This window comes from Myxococcota bacterium, assembly GCA_040387835.1.
Taxonomy (GTDB): Bacteria; Myxococcota; UBA727; order UBA727; family JABDBI01; genus JAZKCZ01.
Genome location: JAZKCZ010000002.1, coordinates 631,551 through 653,800 on the forward strand (window position 1 = coordinate 631,551; position 22,250 = coordinate 653,800).

Annotated in this window: 14 protein-coding genes; 7 read left to right on the forward strand and 7 right to left on the reverse strand. The window is 51.0% G+C overall.

Translation table 11 applies throughout. From position 1 onward, the window contains the following. Positions 1-10: 10 nt before the first annotated feature. The 5 genes from V4534_05785 to tkt all read right to left on the reverse strand — a co-directional run bounded on the left by V4534_05785 (position 11) and on the right by tkt (position 7,839). The gene (locus V4534_05785; protein ID MES2504373.1) at positions 11-1,186 is read right to left on the reverse strand and encodes a hypothetical protein; all 1,176 of its coding nucleotides are present in this window, start codon (positions 1,184-1,186) and stop codon (positions 11-13) included. Then, positions 1,177-3,378: a hypothetical protein gene (locus V4534_05790; protein MES2504374.1), complete on the reverse strand. Its 2,202-nt coding sequence runs from the start codon at positions 3,376-3,378 to the stop codon at positions 1,177-1,179. Before V4534_05790 ends, V4534_05785 begins: the two co-directional genes overlap by 10 nt. Positions 3,379-4,988: 1,610 nt before the next feature. After that, positions 4,989-5,372 (reverse strand): hypothetical protein, encoded by a 384-nt coding sequence (locus tag V4534_05795; GenBank protein MES2504375.1) that lies wholly within the window; start codon positions 5,370-5,372, stop codon positions 4,989-4,991. A gap of 39 nt (positions 5,373-5,411) precedes the next feature. Beyond that, positions 5,412-5,864, reverse strand: coding sequence for a ribose 5-phosphate isomerase B (gene rpiB / locus V4534_05800; GenBank protein ID MES2504376.1), 453 nt, complete (start codon positions 5,862-5,864; stop codon positions 5,412-5,414). Beyond that, on the reverse strand, positions 5,830-7,839 hold the full coding sequence (gene tkt / locus V4534_05805; protein ID MES2504377.1) for a transketolase: 2,010 nt from the start codon (positions 7,837-7,839) through the stop codon (positions 5,830-5,832). Before tkt ends, rpiB begins: the two co-directional genes overlap by 35 nt. 24 nt (positions 7,840-7,863) lie before the next feature. On the opposite strand from tkt, the gene V4534_05810 reads away from it, so the two are divergent. The 7 genes from V4534_05810 (at position 7,864) to V4534_05840 (ending at position 17,786) form a co-directional block, all read left to right on the forward strand. Beyond that, on the forward strand, positions 7,864-8,550 hold the full coding sequence (locus V4534_05810; GenBank protein ID MES2504378.1) for an ROK family protein: 687 nt from the start codon (positions 7,864-7,866) through the stop codon (positions 8,548-8,550). A 16-nt stretch (positions 8,551-8,566) separates the two neighbouring features. Continuing rightward, positions 8,567-9,577, forward strand: coding sequence for a glycine cleavage system aminomethyltransferase GcvT (gene gcvT / locus V4534_05815; GenBank protein MES2504379.1), 1,011 nt, complete (start codon positions 8,567-8,569; stop codon positions 9,575-9,577). Beyond that, complete coding sequence (gene gcvH / locus V4534_05820) at positions 9,574-9,948, forward strand: glycine cleavage system protein GcvH (GenBank protein MES2504380.1); 375 nt, start codon at positions 9,574-9,576, stop codon at positions 9,946-9,948. The genes gcvT and gcvH overlap by 4 nt, the downstream gene beginning before the upstream one ends. 24 nt (positions 9,949-9,972) lie before the next feature. After that, the gene (locus V4534_05825; GenBank protein ID MES2504381.1) at positions 9,973-10,329 is read left to right on the forward strand and encodes a phage holin family protein; all 357 of its coding nucleotides are present in this window, start codon (positions 9,973-9,975) and stop codon (positions 10,327-10,329) included. Further along, entirely contained in the window at positions 10,329-14,693 is a 4,365-nt protein-coding gene (locus tag V4534_05830) for an aldehyde dehydrogenase family protein (GenBank protein ID MES2504382.1), read from the forward strand. The genes V4534_05825 and V4534_05830 overlap by 1 nt, the downstream gene beginning before the upstream one ends. Then, positions 14,686-16,872, forward strand: a complete 2,187-nt coding sequence (locus V4534_05835) for an AAA family ATPase (GenBank protein ID MES2504383.1) — start codon at positions 14,686-14,688, stop codon at positions 16,870-16,872. The genes V4534_05830 and V4534_05835 overlap by 8 nt, the downstream gene beginning before the upstream one ends. 173 nt (positions 16,873-17,045) lie before the next feature. Beyond that, positions 17,046-17,786, forward strand: a complete 741-nt coding sequence (locus V4534_05840; protein ID MES2504384.1) for a TlyA family RNA methyltransferase — start codon at positions 17,046-17,048, stop codon at positions 17,784-17,786. Here V4534_05840 and V4534_05845 read toward each other — a convergent pair. Both V4534_05845 and V4534_05850 read right to left on the reverse strand, forming a co-directional pair. After that, the gene (locus tag V4534_05845; GenBank protein ID MES2504385.1) at positions 17,783-19,867 is read right to left on the reverse strand and encodes a hypothetical protein; all 2,085 of its coding nucleotides are present in this window, start codon (positions 19,865-19,867) and stop codon (positions 17,783-17,785) included. The genes V4534_05840 and V4534_05845 overlap by 4 nt on opposite strands. Positions 19,868-20,091: 224 nt before the next feature. Beyond that, entirely contained in the window at positions 20,092-22,176 is a 2,085-nt protein-coding gene (locus V4534_05850) for a bluetail domain-containing putative surface protein (GenBank protein ID MES2504386.1), read from the reverse strand. Positions 22,177-22,250 lie beyond the last annotated feature (74 nt).

Consider the following 22,250-nt stretch of genomic DNA (forward strand, 5'->3'; position numbering starts at 1 on the left):
GGCCAGTAACCTAGTCTGACAGGCAAACAATCCCATACGACTGTGACGGATCTGTAGGAATCGTGACCTGCGGGCTTCCAGCGATGCCGCCGCCAAATGGGCCAATCTCATATCCGACGGAAGTTGAGGTATAAGGATGGGTTGCGTCCGAACTAAATAAAACGTCATTCTCATTGAAAAAGCATATGGCGCTGCTAGCCAAACAAGTGCCCGGCAAATTATTGCAACCAAAATATGCGATCGACCCACTAATACCAGCCCCATCAACCCCAGGATTTGACCAAGCGTTGAAGCTAATGCTATTAGAAATATAGTTAACATTGCCAAACACCGGCGTGGTTGGATCCTCACAGAACGCTTCAGTGTAAGGCTCAGGCGGTTGAGATCCTGGGACTTCACCGCTATAAATGTTGTAAGACTGTGATTGACACGTAGAAGGCAACTTGTATGGATCCTGACAGACACACCCACCAGAGTTGCAACTAGCTGCCTCTGTACTGCCTCCGATGCCACTCCAAAAAATATTTTTATTCGGTCTAATATATCCATGCCGATCTTCCAGCGTGTTTGTCGCACTAAAAGGTTGATTAGGTCCCAAATAGTTGGCGACAGCGGAGGCCATAAAGGCATTGACGCGTGTTAGCCCTTCAGGAGAGAGCGACGTATTGGTCGACGGATTGCCGGTATTGGAAGGCGAATTAACGCCACTATCCGGTTGGGCAACAACAAGTGCTTTCCACTTAGCAACACCTCTAACAGTGGGTTTTAACGATTGCTGCGCCTGATATAAACACCACTCATCCAAGGATTTATAACCTTTGGCCATAATATTATAGATATAGTCATAGGCAGGATTACAACCACTCCCGTTGCAGTTCAACGTTGCACCAGGCTGGAGAGGATCTGTTCCAAACCAAATGCGAGAAGTGCCCAGCGACGCGACGCAATTGCCATCCGTACAAGTATAACCAGCTGGGCAATCACTATTGCCGGAAGGGGTCGTCGCACCGCATTGTCCATCCAAAATCGCCTGCCAACTCCCGCTAGCAGTACAAAGATGCCCATTGCCATCGGTTTGACCCGCTATGGTCGCCGTACAAGCTGGTATCGCATCAGCTTGACTGGGCGCTTTCGAGCTGTCACCGCAGGCAATCAAAAACATCAACGCGAAGAAACTTATTCGCATATTTTATCGCTCCATAAATGACCTAAAGGGGCCCGATAGCTTTGGGGTTGAGGCTGAAAGGCGCCTTCCACCGCGGTAGTCCAAACATTGCCCGCAAAATCGAGCGGATAAGTAGTGGGCAACGGCCCGCCGGTAATCTTAGAAGCTGTTACTGGAGCACAGTTGCTGTACGTCGGCGATGCACAATCGATGAATTCAGCGGTCGTACACTGATTGGCAGAGGCATTTGTATTAAAGGTGATTGTGCCTGAATTATTCACTGTTGCCGTTCCACAAATTCCGGTCCCCGAACAAAGACCAGTCCCGTCTGACGTATAGGCAATCGTCGGACACATATCCACATAACTAACAGCTAAACCAGGATTCCCCACAGCAGGCGACTGACTTGGGCTCGTGTACTGAATAGCAGGCGAAATCGAATTAATCTGGCTCTGCCAATTGGTTCCCCTGTCCCCAAGCCATTCATTAACGCCGGAATTTACCAAAGCGAACAGGCCTATATTATCTCTAAAAAGACTATTGCTCAGACTCGAGTTCGTACCTTCATCAAACACGCCCCCTCCGCCTCGATTGAGCCCGGCGTTACCGATATAAGTATTATTCATTAAGACATTGTTTGTCGAACCAGATGGCTTGGCAAGATAGATTCCGCCCCCGCCATAACTGGCCCGATTGGCAGCAAGCACGGAGCTCACCACTGTCAAAGTCTGACTATTGGTATAAATACCCCCACCGTTCATGAAGGCTTGGTTGGCGTTGAATTTGGACGCAAATATCTGCAAGGGCGCACTGCCGGTGGATGCAACCGCACCGCCATTTTGCAACTGACCTATTGGATACGGCCGAATACAATTACCGCCCTGTATCGGACAAGTTAACTCATCTGAGCAGGTGCCACCGGCAGCACAAAGCGCGGTGCTTGGAACTTGGCAAGTCTTGCCGGAGCTAGTCGACACACAATTCATCCCGCTTGGGCAATCCGTGTTGATGTTGCAGGTGTAGGTACAAACACCACCGGCAGCTGGACAAGTCAAACCGAGAGGGCAGCTACCCTCGCTTGTGCAAGTATAGGCGCACGTTCCGCCACCCGCAGGACAGGTCATGCCGCCCGGGCAACTTCCGTTATTATTGCAAGTATAATAGCAGGTGCCCCCATTAGCAGGGCAGGTCATGCCGTCTGGACAACTGCCATCCTTAAGGCATGAGGGGGTAGCAACGCAGACACCTCCTTCGCTCGGGCAATAAGTACCAAAAGGACAATTGTTCCCCCCCGGCGTACAAACTGGATTGATTGTGCAATTGCCGCCGCTAGTAGGGCAGGTCATGCCAACCGGGCATGACCCATTGACACACGGTGCGGTACAATCCCCTCCACCTTGAGGACAGAGCATGCCCGTAGGGCAAGAGCCGCCTGCGCTGCACACAGGCGTACAAGCCCCACCTGCTGCAGGGCAAGTCATCCCAATGGGGCAACTTCCTCCTGTGTTACAAGCAGGAATACCAAAACATGCCCCTCCTCCCGTCGGACAAATCATGCCTTGAGGGCAACGTGATTGGTTTCCGATACCACACAATGGCCAGACATAAGGGACCTTCGAAAATCCATTACCATAAAACACGACCCGCTCGATTGTGCTGGTCGTGCCCGAAGAGGACGTATGACTAATCGCACCACCTTGAGTACTCGCTGAATTGCGAGAGATATACGAATCTTGAAGCGTCATGACGCCCGCATTTCGAATGGCGCCGCCATCTGCAGCCGTCTGGTTACCAACAATGCGCAAATTGCGTAAAATGGCATTGGCATTCGAGTTGACCACGACAGCACTGTCCGCACCATTTTGCAGTTGAAATCCATCAATAATTATCGAAACCGTCGGCGGCGAGGCAGCGCCGGCGGTTCCCAAAAGAAAGGTTGAACCGGTAGAGTTTCCTAGAATGGTGCCACTGAATCCAGCTCTCCCTAACGGCGCCGGATTCGTCTGTCCCGGTGCTGGAGAAGCAATTAAATTATCCGTGCGGTCGTAGATAGTTTGCTCAGTTCCCGAGAATCCCCCATAAATCGCAATGGGCGTAGTTAGCGGAATCGGTAGGGTTTCAGCGGTGGTAGAAACACCATTTTCCACCCAGATGCCGTAGCCGCATGGACAAATACTGCCCCGATTATCCTTCCCTGTTGCCGGCGCAGGCATCCAATAATTTGGGCTGGCCAGCGCGCTGGTCGGGCATGTCTGCGTCGACGTAGGATGAGGAGCAGAAAGAACGGTTAAGGCAGAGGCGATTGAGCCAACAGTATTGTTAAAATTTTCACCCGTGCCACTGCTACCGTAATCGACAAAGGCGGCACAAACTTCGGTACAATGATTACTACAATGGCCTGGCTGGCCATTTCCTTTACACGAGTTTGTTTGAGCGCAATTTGTATCCGGCGTGCCATTTGCTTTAAGCGGAACACAAAGTGTAGCACCCGTTGGACACCCCCAACCATTAGGGCAGTTAGGGCAGGTTTTCCCTATGGTACCCTCATCGCAAGTCTCACCCGAACCAACATAACCATCACCACAATGCGAACTTTGGCAAAACCCGCCTATACATGAAAAGCTATCTGGGCAAGGTACTGTGCTACTACAAGCGGAATGTGTACACGCACCAGAGACACAACTACTCCCCGTTGGGCAAAGGACAGAAGCACCGCAAGCCTGGGGCTTTTGGCATTGGTTCTTCTCGCACGTCTCCCCGGAAGGGCAGTTTGCGTCAACACAGGCGAGCTCGCATCTACCCTCGAAACAAGTATAGTTTCCCTCGGTAGGACAATCGCTCTGCTGACTACACCCTGCAAATCTGCATGTCCCTTGTGGAGGGTTGTTACCCGCCAAGCAAGTTAGGCCCGCGGGGCAAGTGGATGACGTTGTACTACAACTGATCTCACAAATATTTACCAGACTGGATTGGGCTTCAACGCTCGAACAGGTGCCAGTAACCGAACCTGCAAAATCGCAGGACACTTGTCCGATTGAACAAGTTTTCTCGCACGTTCCGATCGAGTTAACACTGTTTTTGGGCACATAGCAGGTTGCTGATTGATTGGAGCATACCACACCATTGCCGCATGATGGCTTACAAGTACCACTCACCTGACTACAAGCAAAATTAATCGTAACAGTTTGACCTGCCTGCAGGTAAGAAATAGGCGTTGAGCAGTTATCATCCGAGGTACACGGAATATCACAAGTCCCGCTGACCAAATCGCTTGTCAACTGCTGACCTTGAAATTGGCCGGAACAACCGTCAGTGCTGGAAAACTTGCATAAGCCGCTGGATTCACTGAAATTATTAGGGCAAGTTGATTGGAAGGGAACGATGCAATAGCCTTGTGTTGAGCACACAGCGCCAGCAACAGAACGGCAAATTTCTCCTTCGGAAAGATTGCAATTATTCTCGCAAGCACCTGAGATAGGATTGCAAACGAAATTATTGGCACAGCTTCCGCTTGAAGGACAAGAATGAAAACACTGACCAGCTTTAGAGCCTGCAGGAAAGTTCAAATCGCATGTCTCGCCAGAGGGGCACGCATCCCCAGGATTACACGGGGCATTAGACGCTCCTGGCCCACCTGCAGCAGGCGGAGGAGACGCAGTTTTGCTGCACGCAAGGGCCAATAAAACCAAGAAGATCGAAAATCGGAATCCCTTAAAACGCATAATACTAGGGTAATAGAGGTGCGTGCCGCAATTCAACTCGATCGCCCCTTCAGGCCGAAGAATTTTATTGTCATCCCGGGTCGATGCCTGGGATGACAGGGTTAGCAGCAGCAAAAGCCCGATGTGCTTACTTGGTAGTATCCACCGCTTGGACGTGAGTGGTATCTGTAACCATCACGAGGTCCCCTATCTTCACCGTAGTAGCGATTCCTCTCGCGAGTGTATCCGTTCCAGTCTGGGCCTGCATCGTAGGTGTCATTGGAGTACCCACCGCCTACAACGACGCTGCCGCCGCCGCCATGACGTGATGGGCCTGGGTTACCGATGGTGGCGCCAACGCCTGCATCCAGCACGATGGGGGTCGAAACGATGTCTGCTCTCACAGCTGCGTTATCATTGACAACTTCAGCGGAACCGCCGGCTTCAACATTGATGGCCGCGTTGACGTTTAGAGCATGAAAGCTATTATTAACGGGTGATGGCATATGAATATCTCCTGAGGAGGTTGATATCCACGTGTCGCCTTATTTGGCTTCCAAAGCCTCTATCTTTTTCAAGCGCTTCACATGCCGCGCTTCGTTGGAGAAGGTGGCGCTCAAAAATTGATCCACCAGATCTTTGGCCAAGGCATCCCCTACAATGCGTGCACCAAGAACCAAAACGTTCATGTCATCATGCTCAACACCTTGATGGGCTGAGTAAGTGTCATGGCAGACAGCGGCCCGGATGCCCTTGATCTTATTAGCAGCAATGCTCGCACCAACGCCACTGCCGCAGAGCAGGATTCCTCGAGTTGCTTGCCCGGAGACAACCGACAATGCTAATGCCTCTGCAAAATCCGGATAATCCACAGGCGCCGTGCTGTCAGTGCCTAGATCGATTAAATCGAAATGCTGCGCCAAATGCGCATTCAAAATCTCTTTTAAAGCAAAACCTGCGTGATCAGACGCGATGGCTATTTTTTTCAACTTGCTCATGGGCTGCTTTCCTAATGTTTTGTGCCGTAAAGCCAAAGTGCTCGAACAGTTTTTCCGCTGGTGCCGACTGGCCAAACTCACGCATGCCTATGATCGCGCCGTCCATACCGACGTATCGCTCCCAGCCTAAAGTGCTGCCAGCTTCAACCGCAACACGCGCCCTAACACCAGCTGGCAAAACCGACTCTTGATAAGCTGCAGGCTGGCGAGCAAATAACTCCCAAGACGGCATACTAACCACAGACGCTGAGATTCCGTCTTGCTCAAGCAGCTTATGCGCCTCAACGCAAAGCGAAACTTCGCTCCCGGTCGCAATCAAAATGACCTGCGGTGTCTTGGAAGATTTCGTTAAAACATAAGCTCCTTGCGAAACACCTTTTGCGGGCGCCAGCATCGATCGATCGAAAGTCGGAAGGTTTTGACGGGTCAGCACCAATGCCGCCGGGCCCGACTGATTCATCAATACCCGCCAGCATTCCGTAACTTCGTTGGCATCCGCGGGTCTAAAGGTCATAAAATTCGGCGTTGCCCTTAAACTCATCAACTGCTCAATCGGCTGATGGGTTGGACCATCTTCACCAAGCCCAATGGAGTCATGAGTGAAAATATAAATCGCACCCGTGTGCATGAGCGCCGATAGCCTCAAACTTGGCTTCAAATAATCGCAGAAATTGAAAAAAGTCGCTCCATAGGCACGCATTTTCGACAGCGACATGCCGTTAATCATTGACGCCATGCCATGTTCTCTGATCCCAAAATGCATATTGCGCGCGCCCAAACTTTGCGCTTCAAACGAAGGCTCACCATCAATCAAAGTCTTGGTCGAAGGTGCCAAATCTGCGGAGCCACCCATCAGCCAGGGCACTTTCTTCGCAATGGCATTGAGCACTTTTGACGAAGCGATACGACCTGCCATGCCTTTAGCGTCTGTTTGGAAAACAGGAAGCTCAGCGTCCCACTGATCAGGCAGTGTGCCAGCTTCCATCTGCAATAGTTGCTCAGCAAGCTCAGGAAACTCACGCTGGTATTTTTGGAATCGCTCGTTCCAGTCAGCGAACAGTTGCGCACCGCGTTTGCCAATGCCATTTTGGAAATCTTCCAAAACGCCTTCGGGAACTAAGAACTTCGCTTCTTCACCCCAGCCATAAAACTTCTTGGTAAGCGCCACTTCTTTGGCGCCGAGCGCTTCTCCATGTGCAGAAGCTGTGTTTTGCTTATTGGGAGAGCCATAACCAATTTGGCTGTCCAAAATAATCAAACAAGGTTTGGATTTCATCTGCGCAACCATTAAAGCGCCTTCGATCGCCCCTAGGTCGTTAGCGTCAGTAACGTGCTCGACCGCCCAGCCATAGGCCTCAAAGCGAGCAGCTACGTTTTCACCAAAGGCCAAATCGGTTTTGCCTTCAATGGTGATGTGATTGTTATCGTAAATCCAACACAGGTTGGGCAGTTGCAGATGGCCAGCGAGCGACGCCGCTTCAGAGCTGATACCCTCCATCATGCAACCATCGCCGCAAACAGCAAACACGCGATGGTTAATCAGCTCGTGGCCCGGGCGATTAAAATATTTGGCCTGCCAAGCACCAGCAATGGCCATCCCCACGCTCATGCCCAAACCCTGTCCTAACGGACCCGTGGTGCATTCGATGCCAGGCGCATGTCCAAATTCTGGATGCCCCGCGCACTTGCTGCCAAGCTGTCTAAAATTCTTAATGTCATCTAAAGTCACGCTGTCTTTGACCTGAGCCAAATACAGCATTGAATAGAGCAGCATCGAAGCATGGCCGTTGGACAAAACAAAACGGTCGCGGTCAAACCACTCAGGATTTTTAGGGTCATAACGCAAGATTTTCTGCCAAAGCGTGTATGCCAGCGGCGCCAAAGCCATCGGTGTACCCGGATGCCCAGAGTTGGCAGCTTCCACAGCGTCCATCGATAAAGTGCGAATCGTATTAATGCTTGTTTGACTCATCATCGTTTTCATCCTAACCAATAACGCATGCCTATCACTTTAGCCATTGATATTGGAGGCACGGGCATCAAGATGATGAAGATTGATGCCCGTGACAAACCCGCCAGCGACCGCATCAAACAACTCACCCCAAGACCAGCAACGCCCCAGGCCATCCTCGAATGTATCAACTCCATGCTTGCGCAACAAGGGAATTTTGACCGCCTTTCCGTAGGTTTTCCAGGCGTGGTGCTGCATGGCCACGTTAAAACAGCCCCGAACTTAGACGGCGAATGGGTTGATTTTCCCCTTGAGCAAGAACTTCACAAGCTCACCCACAAGCCAGTCAAGGTCGCTAACGATGCAGATATTCAGGGCTTTGGTCTAATCAGCGGCCAAGGTACTGAAATGGTCATCACCCTAGGCACCGGCATGGGTGCGGCGCTTTTTATCGACGGCAAATTGGTGCCAAATTTGGAACTCGGTCACCACCCGTTTAAAAACGATAAAACCTACGAGCAGCTTTTGGGCAAGAAGGCTTTGGAAAAACACGGTGATGAGAAATGGAACGAGCATGTGCAAGAAGCCATCGATTTGATGCGGCGAATTTTCAACTTTGACAGGCTTTATATCGGCGGCGGGCATGTGAAGAATATTACTTTTACGCCGGGCAAAGACGTGATTTTAGCAAAAAATATTGCAGGATTGTTGGGTGGCTTGAAGTTGTGGCGTTAGGGGGTAAGTAGTGCCAATGAGAACTACTGCTCTTTATCAGCGCCACGTCGAGCTTGGCGCTCAGATGACAGATTTTGCCGGTTATCAAATGCCGGTGCGATACAGCGGCGACAAGCTTGAGCATATGGTGGTTCGGGAAAACGCCGGCATTTTCGATGTTAGCCATATGGGCGAAGTTTGGATCGAGGGCCTTCACGCTGAGGCAGAGGTTTCAAAGCTTTTAAATCATGACGCCAGCAAACATGCACCAGGTAAAGCATTCTACTCGGTTATCATGAACGACCACTCAGGCATCGTTGATGACGTTATCGCCTATAAATTCTCGCCGCAAAAGTTTCTCATCTGCGTGAACGCTTCCAACCGATTCAAAGATTTCAAATGGATTAAAGCGCACACCGATGCGAACGTGAGGGATGCGAGCGAAGCCTGGTCGCAAATCGCCATCCAAGGCCCAAATGCCAGAGCGATTGCCGCGGAATACTTAGGCTCTGAAATATTAGACATCCCTCGCTTTGGCTTTATCGAAGGGGAATTCATCATCGCTCGCACTGGCTATACAGGCGAAGATGGTTTTGAGATTTTTTGCCCGAACTATCAAGTTGCTTCACTATGGGACACGCTTTGTCAGAAAGCCACCCCTTGCGGCCTCGCGGCCAGAGACACCCTGCGTCTCGAAGCCGGCATGTGCCTTTATGGCCATGAACTAGCAGACGACATCACCCCTTGGGAAGCCGGCCTTGGGTGGTGCCTAAACTTGCCCAAGCAAGAACCAAAGCGCCGCCTGGTCGGTCTAAACATATCAGGCAATGCCATCGCCCGCGCCGACTATGAAGTTTGCACGGAACAAGGCGATCAGATAGGCTGGGTTACCTCAGGCACCAAAACGCCTTATCTCAACCGCGCCATTGCCATGGCCTACATAGACACGCCCCATTGCGATACCGGATCGGCCGTGTACGTAAAAGTCAGAGGGCGCCTGGAGCCCGCTTACATCTGCAAACTGCCATTTTATCGGAGGGACTCATGAAATATTTCACCAAAGAGCACGAATGGGTATCCATCGACGGCAATACTGCAACTGTAGGCATCACCCACCACGCTCAAAAAGCCTTGGGCGATGTGGTGTATTTAGAGCTCCCTCAGCCCGGCAAACAAATCACCCAAGCCAAAGTGTTCGGTGTGGTTGAAAGCGTCAAAGCCGTCAGCGATTTGTTCGCGCCCATTTCAGGCGAAGTTTTAGAAACGCACGAAGATTTGATCCAAAATCCAGAATGGATCAACGAAGACCCTGAGAAAAAAGGCTGGATGATCAAAATATCCTTCAAAAATTCCGAAGAGATAAACAAATTGCTCAGTGAAGCGGACTATCAAAAGTATTTAGATGAAGAAGTGAAATAAAATTTATGGAGGTTTTTGATGTTAATGAAAATAATTTTGAATGCAGCCGGCTTTTTGACGGCCATATTAATCGTTCCTGGCATTCATGTTCGCAGTCATGACCATTGGCATTTGATCGGCATTGCGCTCATGGCGGGCCTTATCAACACCATCTTGGGGCCGATTCTCAAATTCTTCACTTTCCCCTTCATTTTTTTGACTTTGGGGCTGTGGATCATCATTGCCAACATGATCATGTTTTGGTTCGCCGGCAGCATGGGACAGCAGTTTGGCTTTGGTTTTACCGTAGACGGATTTTGGCCAACCTTCCAAGGTGCGCTCATTGTGAGTATTGTCAATTTAGTCTTCGGCTTTCTGTTTAAAAGCGTTCGAGGTAAGTAATGGGCAAAGGCAGTTTTATTGGTGGCGTTTTTGTTGCTGGCGCTGGAGAAATTATCCGGAGCCAAAACCCGGCACGCGCCTACGAAACTGTCTTTGAAACCAACGCTGACATCAGCCATGTGGCTAAAGCGGTGGAAGCTGCCGAAAAAGCACTGCCCATTTGGCGGGGACTTACTCAAAATGAGCGTGTCCTTGCGCTTAAATCCGTAGAAGCCGTGTTCAAAAAACGCGAAGAAGATCTAGCCCAGCGCATCACGGCCGAAATGGGCAAAATTTTCACAGAGAGCCTCTTCGAAGCCAAAAACGTCAGCGGCCGCGTCTCTCTGACCGCCGAAGAAGGACTTAAAAGGGTTGCCACCGAACACCCGCCCGGCGCTGGTGAAACCAGATATCACGCTCAAGGCATCATGGCTGTATTGGGTCCCTATAATTTCCCAGCACACCTGATGAATTCGCACATCATCCCCGCCTTGATGACCGGCAACACCATTGTCGCTAAGCCCAGCGAATTATGCCCAGGCGTTGGCGAGCTGTACGCGGAATGCTTCGAAGAAGCTGGCCTACCCGCTGGCGTTTTCAACTTAATCCAAGGCCGAGGCGATATCGGCAAAGCCCTGGTTACCCACCCCCGCATTCGGGGCGTCCTCTTCACCGGCAGCTATCAAACCGGCCGAGCCTTAACAGAAATGTTGCTCGATCACCCACACAAGATCCTGGCGCTAGAAATGGGTGGCAAAAATACTGCCGTGGTCTTAGATGATGCCGACTTATACCAATGCTTGGTCGAAATCAGCCAAGGCGCCTTTCAAAGCGCAGGCCAACGTTGCACCGCCACTTCCCGGGTGCTCATCGATCGTCAAGTAGCGCCCAAGCTGATCCCGGCCTTAATTCGCATGGCTAAAGAGTTCGTGCCAGCAGATCCAACGAACACAGACACCGTCTTAGGCCCCATGGCTGGCCGCGCAGCTCTAGAGCGTTACCTATCGCTGCTTGAAAAAGTACGTGAGTCAGCGGGCTGCAAAGTATTACTAGAAGCACAAGTGTTACCAGGTGGCGCCTTTGTCACGCCAAGCGTTTACCAAGTCGAACAATTTGTAGACATCGAACTCTTCGGCCCGCATTTTGATATCCAATTATTTGACGGTCTCGATGAAGCGATCAAGCTTGTTAATCAAAGCGATTACGGCCTATCAAACTCTATCTTTACTCGAAGCGAAACCAGTTTTGAGCGCTTCTACCAAGAGACCTACTCGGGCGTGTTAAATTGGAACCGCAGCACCAACGGCTTGTCGGGCAAAGCACCCTTTGGCGGCGTTGGCAAAAGCGGCAATCATCGCCCAGCGGGCATCGATGCCGTTCGAAACGCCACCTACCCGGTGATGGTGCAAAGCCTACCCTTCGGGCACGCGGAACCGCTTGCACCTTTGGCTCTTAAGTTCAAATCAGAACAGATTGGTTTAAGCGAGACGCTTGAAGACCTGATCAAAAGCCACGAACAAGAATTCGCAGCGCAGCGCTATCGCTATTTTGACCAGCCACACGTACCAAAAGACATTCGCCTGCCAGCCTCAGAAGTGATGCTGCAGCGGCTGTACCAAGGCGATTTGGTCCCGCGGGAAAAGAAAGAACCAATAGTCGATCTTTTTGCGTCAAAAGGGCCCTATTTAGTATCCATTGACGAAGAGCCCTTGGTTATTTTTGATGCAGCCAGCCAAATTGCGTCGTTGGGTTTAGGCTTTAGCGCAGGTCCTTTTCAAAAGGCACTGGACGAAGGCCAATTGACGGAGAGCTTGCTATCCAATGCCGCCGATATCAGTGGCGATAGCGAAGCTTATGAAAAACTTTTGCTTTCCAGAGCCGACAAAAGCTTAAATTACGTCTCGTTTACCACCAGCGGTGCCGCAGCGAACGAAAAAGCATTCGATCTTTGTCGTTTAAATGGCCCAGGCGGTAAGCGAATCATCGCCTTTGAAGGCTCGTTCCACGGTCGCACCATGATGGCGCTGCACGCGACTTATAACCCTGAAAAGCGTAAAGGTTTCGAACTGCCCGGCTACGAAGTCACTTTCCTACCATTTGGCTCACTCGACGGCCTCAAAGAGGCGCTCGCCAAAGGCGACATGTGCTGCGTGATTGTCGAGCCGGTCCAATGTGAAGGCGGCGATAATTTTGCCAGCATCGATTTTTTCAGAGGCGTTAGGCAAATCACCCGCGACATGGGCGTGCCCATGGTCGTTGACGAAGTACAAACCGGCTTCGGTCTATTCGGGCCGTTCTTTTATCACACAGCCTTTGGCCTGGAAAACGGCCCCGACTGCGTAACCTTGGCTAAAAAGGCCCAACTCGGCGTCGTATTATCCACTTGGCCAGACACACGTCCAGAGCACCCTCACCAGATTCAAATCCAAAAGGGTCTGATTCAAGCCAAAGCGGTATTGGAAGCACCTTTTCAAGATCTAGAACGCCAGATCGCTGACCGATTAGCAAAACTTCACGAAGCATTCCCAATGCTGGTCTCAAACCCACGTAACACTGGCTACGCCTTTGCCTTCAACATGCCGACCCCTGCGCAAGCCAATCATGTGGTGAACCAACGTTTTAGTCGCGGCTTCATGGTTTATATCGCCGGCGTTCAAACGCTGAGATTCAGAGCCAATATCGACACCACGCTGAAGGAAATCGACTTTCTATTCGACGCCTTGCATGGCGCCTTAAAAGGCACAGCACCCGCTAAAACCAATGTTGTTTCTCAGGCCGCCTTGCCGCTGATGGGCGGCATCAGCATTGAGCAATTTACCCCCGATCAATGGTCTTATTACGCCAATAATATCGAAGCCTTAGAACACGCGGCCTACGAGCCAGAGCGCCGCGACAGTATGGCATATTTAGAAAGCTGGCTGAAGCAGCCTAAATCCGTCGGCCTAATCGCCAAACAACGCGGCGAAGTCGTCGGCTTTGCCATTGGCGGGCCGCTCGAGCATTCTAAAGTAGACGGCCCGGTGCATGATCCCATGCGTGGGCTCGGCAATACTTTTTACTCAACCGACATTGTGATTCATGAATCGCTGCGCGGTAAAGGCGTTGGTTACCATTTAAAAGCAGCGCAAATCGAAGCCGCAAAAAAACTAGGCTACGCCTACATGAGCGGCCGCAACCGCGTGGGCGCGACGTCTGAAATCCAGCGCATCAACAAAAGCTTCGGCGCCTATACAGTGGCCGTATACGACCACCAATACGGCAGCGATGCACAAGCACTCTACTATCGCATCCCCCTCCTAAGACCAGCCCTCCCCTCTCCCCTCTCCAGTTCCTGGAGAGGGGCCGGGGGTGAGGTCAACTGGGCCGACTCAATCCAAGCCCCCCTAGGAAAACACTCCCCCGAAATCCTAGCCGACATTCAAAAAGGCATCTTCACCACGGCCGTCGGCACCAAGCTAACGCTTTCCAATTTCATCACCCCTGACATGGTGCGCTACACCGAACTTTTGCGCCATTTGATGCCTAGATCATGCAAGCATCTCTACTTCACCTCTGGCCGAGATGAGATGGTAGACAAGGGTCTACGCTCGCTCAAAGTCAGCCGCCCCGGCGCCGAAATTGCCATCGGTCTCAAAGGTCAATATCTAGGCCACACCACCTGCTCTGCCAGAAGCCTAACCGACCCGGGCGATTATCAAAAACCATTCAGCTGGTTCGACTGGCCACTCGCCGAAACGGCAGAAGACATCGAAGCCTTAATCACGGAGCACGGCGCCGATAAAATATTCGGCATCGTCATCGAACTCATGGGCGAAATGACCGGTAAAGTCATATCCCCAGATTTGCTCAGACGATTAAGCGATATTCGTGAAAAGACTGGCATCCCACTCGTGTTCGTCGAAACAGCTTCCAGCTTAGGCCGAAGCGGCGAAAGTTTATTCCTCAGCGACTCGCTCCCCGTACAACCCAACATGGTCTGGTGGTACTCCGGCGGCCAGCTAGGACATATCTTCACCGATAATGCCTTTTACGTAGCAAAGCCGCTCACACTCATCTCCACCTGGGACGGCGACGAAATCTCGATGCGGCGTGCCTATCGTCACTTAATCGTCGCCCATGAAAAGCTGCAAAACTCGCTCGCAAACAAATTCGAAAGCGCCATTAGTAAACTAGGCAGCGCCTTCACCGGCAAAGGTCTATGGTATAGCTGGGATTTACCAAGCCCCGAACACGCTCAAAAAGCCCGTTTGGAACTTGAGCAAGCAGGGCTATTGCTTGCAAAGGGTTTTGGGAGCAAGCTGATTCTATGTCCTCCTGTCACCTTGAATGAACAAGATTTGACGAGAGGTCTGGAAATATTAGAAAGGTATTTGCGAAATGCTTAGCCCGGAAGTTGAAGATATTATTCAAAACTCGTTTCGAGAAGCTCACGAACGCGGCCATGAAATGGCCACGATTGAGCATCTTGCATTGGTTTTATTATACGACGAAGACATCAGACATCTGCTCGGCGCCTGCGGTGTCAAGCTTGATCAACTCAAACAGCAGTTAAACAACTACTTAGACACCGAAGTGGAAAAAGTCGTTTTCGATGCCAACCGAGTCAAAATCGAAGCCTCTTTAGGCTTTCAACGCGTCATCGAACGCGCCACCGTCCAAGCGCGCGCGGCAGCCCGTGGTGAAGTCTGGCCATCGCACCTATTGGTGGCTATTTTCGAAGAAAAAGAATCTCCCGCGCTCTACTACTTCTCCAAAGCCGGACTAACCCGCCTAGAGCTGGTCTCCAACATCGGCGAATCCATCAGCGAAGATGAAGACGGCGAAACCTTCGAAGGAAACCCATTAGAATCCTTCACTGTTGACCTGACCGAAAAAGCCAAAAATGGCGAACTCGATGTCCTTGTTGGCCGAGACGAAGAACTTACCCGTGTGATCCACATCCTGCTCAGACGTCGCAAAAACAACGCCCTCCTCGTTGGCGAAGCAGGCGTGGGCAAGACCGCCATCGCCGAAGGCCTAGCACAACGTATCGTTGACGGCAAAGTTCCCGAAGTACTACAAAACAGCTCTGTCTTCGCCCTAGATATGGGCCTTCTACTGGCCGGCACACGCTACCGCGGCGATTTCGAAAACCGCTTTAAAGCCGTGATGCGCGCCCTAGAAAAAAAGCCGAACTCCATTTTATTAATCGATGAAATCCACACCATGGTAGGCGCAGGCTCAAGCTCCGGCGGCGGCCCAGACGCCTCCAACATGCTAAAGCCCATCCTATCCGGCGGAACCATCCGCTGCATCGGCACCACCACTTACAAAGAATACCGCGGTCATTTTGAAAAAGACCGAGCTTTGGTCAGGCGCTTTCAGAAAGTTGACATCGAAGAGCCAAGCGAAAAAGACTGCCTCAAAATTCTTCAAGGCCTAAAAGGCAAATACGAAGAATTCCACCATGTCAAAATCAGTCCTAAAGCTCTACAAGCCGCCGTCTCACTCTCCGTTAGACACCTGCAAGAGAAAAAGCTGCCTGATAAGGCGATCGATCTCATCGACGAAGCCGCTGCTGGCCTCAAACTTAAAGGCAAAAAGAACGCCACCGTCACCGAGCACGACATCGAACAAACCGTCGCTCGCATGGCCCAAATCCCACCGAAACAAGTCAGCCAAGACGACCGTTCGTTACTGCTCAGCCTAGACGAAAAACTAGGCCAGGTTGTTTTCGGCCAAGACAAAGCCATCGCTGAACTCGCTTCCGCGGTAAAACTAGCCCGCGCCGGCCTAAGAGAACCCGAAAAGCCTTTGGGAGCATTCTTATTCAGCGGCCCCAGCGGTGTTGGCAAAACCGAAGTCGCTAAACAGCTCGCCAAAACCATGGGCATCTCATTCGTCCGTTTCGACATGAGCGAATACATGGAACGCCACACCGTCAGCCGCCTCATCGGCGCGCCTCCAGGCTACGTAGGCTACGACCAAGGCGGCCTGCTGACAGACGCCATCCATAAAACCCCTCACGCAGTGCTGTTGTTAGATGAAATCGAAAAAGCCCACCCAGACGTGTTCAACATGCTGCTGCAAGTCATGGACTATGGCAAACTAACCGACAACAACGGCCGAGCCACCGACTTTAGACACGTAATTCTGATCATGACCAGCAATGTGGGCGCCGCAGAACTAGCCCAAGCCAAAATCGGCTTCGGCGACAGCGACAACTGGGGCGCAGACGAAGGCGCCTTCAAAAAGCTATTCTCGCCTGAGTTCAGAAATCGCCTAGATGCAAGAATCGCCTTCGAGCCGTTAAAGCCTGAATCCATGGCCCGAATCGTGGAGAAATTCTTAAAAGAGCTAGAAGCCCAAGTATCCGAGCACCCCATCAAACTGGAAATCACCAAAGCCGCCAAAGAGCACCTGGCCAATAAAGGCTACGACAAAACCCTAGGCGCCAGGCCCCTAGCCAGATTAATCCAGCAAGAAATCAAACGCCCCCTAGCCGAAAAGATCCTAAGGCTAGAAGGCAAGTCCGAACAAATCATCAAAATCGACCTAGTAAACAACAAACTAGAAGTAAAATAGCCGCAACATCGTCATTGCGAGGAGCGAAAGCGACGCGGCAATCCACTCCCCAAACGTTGCCAACCACGGCCGCCCGGACAAAACCGTCCGCCTTCGGCGTCCAAAGTCCGGGTGTCCGCATCGCGGACATAAAATTGACACACCAATAGACCCATGCAACAATCCCCCAACCCATGACCCCCAAAAAACGCCTGGACATAGCCTTGGTAGAGCGAGGCTTAGAAAGCACCCGTTCACGGGCGCAAGCGCGCATCCTCGCAGGTGACGTGGTCGTGGGCGACCACCGTGTGGACAAAGCTGGCCATTTGGTCAGCGAAACCGATGCGATTCGGCTAAAAGATAACTCACTGCCTTATGTGTCTAGAGGCGGCCTAAAATTAGAAGGCGCTCTAAAATCCTGGCCTACCGATGTAGAGGGCACCATCTGCATCGACATCGGCTCCTCTACCGGAGGCTTTACGGACGTCCTTCTCAAAAACGGCGCAGCATTGGTCTACGCCGTTGATGTTGGCACCAACCAATTAGCCTACGAATTGCGAATTAACCCAAAAGTTAAAGTCTTCGAAAAGACCCACATCCTAAAAACGCCAGCCGGCACCTTCACCCCCGCCCCAACCATCGCTGTCATAGACGTCAGCTTTATCTCGCTTAAGAAAGTGCTTCCTGCGGCACTGATCCATCTGACCCGCCCAGGCACAATCTACGCCCTCATCAAACCCCAATTCGAAGTCGGCCCAGACAAAATCGAAAAAGGCGGCATTGTCAAAGACATCGCCGCCCGCGAACAATCTCGGGATGAAATTTTAGCTCTAGCAGCCAATTTGGGTTTAAAAATCATCGGCCATGCAGAAAGCCCCATCCAAGGAACAGATGGGAATGTTGAGTACTTGGCCTGTCTAAAATTTATTGTCTAAAGCAAACTAAAGTCAGCAGAAGTCAAAGTACCAGACAAACCAGTCATGTTAATAAGCATATCAACTGTCTCTACAGCAGAAGTTGCATTGTTAATATAGAGATAGGTACCCGCCGCTCCGCCTGTAGAACAAGTGACAACCACCGCGCTAAGAGCACCCCCAGGAACCGACACGGGAATGACGGTAATCCCTCCGTAAACAGCTGTCAGATCGGCACAGGTGCCAATGACCTGCGGCACATCGAGGGACACACTCGTTCCGGAAACCGGCACTCCTGTAATTTCCAACCCTATTTTATCTGTACCAGCAACGAAATCGGTAATCTGAACGATTGCGGTCGTACCCGAGGATTCGCCTAAGATTCTACCCACGTCAGTTGGGACGGATCCTGTGTTCGTGACAATAAATTTAAAGGTGTCGGCGTCGCCCCCCCCGGTTAAAACATCCGCCTGGTTTAGTTCACCCGTAGCTCCGCCAATGATGGTGTCGGCACCATTACCGCCATTAATGGTATCGATACCTGCTCGACCAAGCAATGTGTCTGCTGCTGACCCACCTGTGATCGTATCGGCACTTGTAGAGCCAGCCGTGGTCAAAGCACCAGTCATACCAGCCGCGTTTAAAACTACCGCCGACGAAAATGTAGTCAACGCCAAAGTTGCCGCGCCGTTTACCGTAAAGTTGGAGGGCGTATTAGTAACACTCGAAATCGAATTAATTGCACTACCATTTGAAACAATTGTCACACCCGTGGTCCCGCCAATCGTAAGGCCTGTAATATTGTGCGCGACTGTATCCCCTGAACCCCCTAGGTTCAGCGTCACGTTTGCTCCGGCTAAGGACAAAGAATTTGCAGTAAATGGTGCAGTCGCACCGGCGCCGACATCAACAATACTGCCATTCTGCAGGCCAGTGATGGTCTGTGTTCTGCCAGCGGATTCGACTGTAAAATGATTAATATTTGAGCCGGTGATCGCGCTTGCATCCAGCGTAATATTTGCGTTAAGCCCCAAGATTTCAAAACCTTGCACCGCGTTAATTTTCGCTTCTTCTCCAGAAGACGTATTTAGAACCAACTTGTCAGCAGAGCTTGCGCCAGCGTTCAATTGGCTCCCTGATGTTAAAGCGGTCAACGCACTATTGCCCAAGGTCAGAACATCAGCCGCGGTACCTCCGGTAAAAGTGAATGCAGCCTTAGGTGTTCCTGCTGATAAATCTACTCTAACACCGGCGGAAGTTGAGGCATTAATGCTATTGGGTGCGGCAACATCACCAGCCGCTAAGGCAAAAGTTAACGGCGCATCCCCCGACAACGTATAAGCCAACACCCCCGCAGGAGCATCTAATGTTCCTATTTTACTAGGCGTGTTTCCGGAGTTAATCGTTAAACTGGTTGCTCCCGTTGCCGCGATCGTCAGATTCGCCGGCGCAGTCGCGTTGCCCTGGTAGCCAATTAACTGGAGAGTCGGACTAGCAACAGTATTGTCCATCGCCCAAGTGACCCCACCCGCTGTGGCCGTGCCACCCGCTCCGGTAGCTAGTTTTAGCGTGCCCACATTACCAGTGGTAATTGTACCACCGCTCAGCGCTGTGATATCCGAAAAATCATATAAAGTGATTCCATTTGAACTACTGTACTTCGTTGACAAGTCCCAAGTACCACTCCCAAGAGGGCTGGAAAAATTTACAATCTCCACATTAGAAACAGTTGTTGGAAGCGAAGCCAAGTCCGCAGGTACCAGCGCTCCAGTAACCACGATAACGTCAGTCCCATCTGCGCCCTCCACGCGGTCCGTCGACTGGATGGTTGTAGGAACGATGCCTGAAAACACATCATCTCCAGCCGTTCCCAAAACATAGTCGTAGGCAGAAACTGTAAAATCAGCAGTCGATGCAACATAACCACCACCACCACCACCGGCCGTTGGCGTTGGATTGCCAGTGCCGCCCGAACCCGCGCCCCCAGTCCCTGGCCCATTTCCAGATGGGGTCAGACTTGAGCCTGCAGCGCATGAAATCAATACAGTAAAAAGAACGCCAAAAGCGATTTTATGCCAAATTATCTGGTTATTATTTACCATTTAACCTCCCGACTAAACATTGTTATCAATAAAATTGTAACATAGGCTCAAGTCAAGCATTTCAAATTGCTCACCAATTAAGAAATCCTGAGGCGTACCTGCGAAGCTCAATGAGCTAAGCAGGCGCCTCGAGACCATTAACCTTTCGATTAGATCAGGGTAATCAAGTTAGCAGAGATAATACGCTATTTTCCGATTGAGGCCAACACCATGCGGTTCAATCGCTAATTCAAAGTGAAGTCGGCAGCAGTCAAAGTACCAGATAAACCAGTCATATTAATAAGCATGTCGGCCGTAGCTACCCCGGCCGTCGCATTGTTGATATAAACATACGTTCCCGCTGCTGCACCTGCACTGCAGGTAATCACCACGCCACTCAAAGCGCCCCCAGGAACTGAGGGAACAATCGCCACTACTTGCGCATAAATATCGGTCAAATCAGCACAAGTGGCAATTGTTTGCGGAGTATCAAGAACCATGCTGGTACCTGAAACCGGTGCACCTGTAACTTCTAGCCCAAGTTTATCTGTTCCAGCGACGAAATCAGTAATCCGAACGATTGCTGTCGTACCAGATGATTCGCCTAAAATTGTACCAACATCAGTTGCGATGACTGATGTATTCGTTGCAACGAACTTAAAGGTGTCCGCGCCGCCCCCTCCAGTCAAAACATCCGCCTGATTTAAGACGCTTGCGAGGCCACCTTGAATGGTGTCCACGCCTAGACCACCATTAATCGTATCCACGCCCCCGGCACCCAATAAAGTATCCGCGCCTGTGAAACCAGTTAATGAATCGGCTGCACTCGAGCCCGTTGCATTTAACACAGGACCGCTCGATGTGATTGAGCCCGCTGCCGCCAGCCCGCCGAAGGTAATCGGCGTCAAGCCAGTAACGGTATAAGTATAACCTGGCGCGCTGGTTATCGTATTGGTTCCTGCTCCGTTGGATTCGATATTCACACCAGTCAATCCGGTCCCAGCCAAAGTGGTGGTGTAAGATACCGTATCATCCGTAGAACCCAGGCGAAGCGTCGGTGTGGTTGCCGTACCACTTAAAGTCAAAGTGCCGGTCGTAAATGTCGAAGCAGCCCCAAAGCCAACATCGACGCTGTTTCCGTTAGTCAAGTTAGTCAGCGTCACTGCGATACCAGCTGTATCGATAGCATATCGCGATAAAACGGTGACTAAGCTTGTATCAATCGAAATGGCGGCTTTTAGACCTAAAACTTCAGTACCAACCACAGCATTTAATTTGGGAAAACTTCCAATGCTTGTATCGAAAGTGCTGAGTTTATCCAATGCACCAGTACCCAAGTTAATTTGGCTGCCAGCAGTTAAAGCAGCTAAATTGCCCGCACTTAAGATTAAATTGTCATTCTGAGGAGACCCGGTGAAAGTGAACCCTGCTTTAGTCGCGCCACCAGACAGATCAACAACAGCACCTCCCGTTGTCATGGTGGATGCGTTCATACTATTAGGATTCGGAACATCTAAAGCCGCCAACGCAAAAGTCATCGCCGCGTCCCCAGACAACGTGTAAACCAGTACACCTGCGGGAACATCCAATGTTGCTATTTTGCTAGGGGTAACCGATGAGCTAACCGCTAAGCTAGTCGCTCCCGTCCCCGCAATCGTCAAGTTTGAAGGCACAGACGCGTTGCCCTGGTATCCAACCAATTGCAGCGCAGGAGCAGTGACCGTATTATCCATCGCCCAAGTAACACCCCCCGCAGTCGCTAAACCACCCGCTCCAGTAGCGATTTTCAGAGTGCCAACATTACCCGTCGTAATCGTATTTGAGCTAAGTGCCGCAATGTCAGAAAAGTCATATACATTGATCCCATTCGAAGTGCTGTATATAGACGACAAGTCCCAAGCGCCGGCGGTAAGTGAGCTGGAAAAATTGATAATCTCAACATTCGAAACGGTTGTCGGAAGCGAAGCTAAATCCGAAGACAGCGTCGCTCCCGAGACCACAATGACATCATTCCCGTCAGCACCATTCACCCGGTCAGTTGACTGCATTGTGGTAGAAACGTTTCCAGAGAACACGTCATCTCCAGTTGTACCCACAATATAATCGCTAGTAGCTAGCGAGAAATCCAAAGTCGATACCAGCCCCCCGCCTCCGCCACCACCGCCGCCGGAGGGATTGGTGGGGTTACCAGGATCTTGGACCGAATCGCCCCCGCCACTTGCAGAGGGATTACCAGACTGCGGGGAAGTCCCCGCGCAAGAAATTACAACGACAAAAAGAACGCCGAAAGCAACTTTACTTAATAATACACATAATTGATAATTGAACATATCATCAGTGTAACACAGGGTAAATTTGGCAATCAACTTGACCAGCAAATTATAAAAAACCCCCTTCGGTAAGT

What these genes read in the sequence shown, in the direction of transcription:
- V4534_05785 (MES2504373.1), bottom strand. Translation starts at nt 1,186, where the DNA reads ATGCGAATAAGTTTCTTCGCGTTGATGTTTTTGATTGCCTGCGGTGAC.
- V4534_05790 (MES2504374.1), bottom strand. Translation starts at nt 3,378, where the DNA reads ATGCCTGCGCCGGCAACAGGGAAGGATAATCGGGGCAGTATTTGTCCA.
- V4534_05795 (MES2504375.1), bottom strand. Translation starts at nt 5,372, where the DNA reads ATGCCATCACCCGTTAATAATAGCTTTCATGCTCTAAACGTCAACGCG.
- rpiB (MES2504376.1), bottom strand. Translation starts at nt 5,864, where the DNA reads ATGAGCAAGTTGAAAAAAATAGCCATCGCGTCTGATCACGCAGGTTTT.
- tkt (MES2504377.1), bottom strand. Translation starts at nt 7,839, where the DNA reads ATGATGAGTCAAACAAGCATTAATACGATTCGCACTTTATCGATGGAC.
- V4534_05810 (MES2504378.1), top strand. Translation starts at nt 7,864, where the DNA reads ATGCCTATCACTTTAGCCATTGATATTGGAGGCACGGGCATCAAGATG.
- gcvT (MES2504379.1), top strand. Translation starts at nt 8,567, where the DNA reads ATGAGAACTACTGCTCTTTATCAGCGCCACGTCGAGCTTGGCGCTCAG.
- gcvH (MES2504380.1), top strand. Translation starts at nt 9,574, where the DNA reads ATGAAATATTTCACCAAAGAGCACGAATGGGTATCCATCGACGGCAAT.
- V4534_05825 (MES2504381.1), top strand. Translation starts at nt 9,973, where the DNA reads ATGAAAATAATTTTGAATGCAGCCGGCTTTTTGACGGCCATATTAATC.
- V4534_05830 (MES2504382.1), top strand. Translation starts at nt 10,329, where the DNA reads ATGGGCAAAGGCAGTTTTATTGGTGGCGTTTTTGTTGCTGGCGCTGGA.
- V4534_05835 (MES2504383.1), top strand. Translation starts at nt 14,686, where the DNA reads ATGCTTAGCCCGGAAGTTGAAGATATTATTCAAAACTCGTTTCGAGAA.
- V4534_05840 (MES2504384.1), top strand. Translation starts at nt 17,046, where the DNA reads ATGACCCCCAAAAAACGCCTGGACATAGCCTTGGTAGAGCGAGGCTTA.
- V4534_05845 (MES2504385.1), bottom strand. Translation starts at nt 19,867, where the DNA reads ATGGTAAATAATAACCAGATAATTTGGCATAAAATCGCTTTTGGCGTT.
- V4534_05850 (MES2504386.1), bottom strand. Translation starts at nt 22,176, where the DNA reads ATGTTCAATTATCAATTATGTGTATTATTAAGTAAAGTTGCTTTCGGC.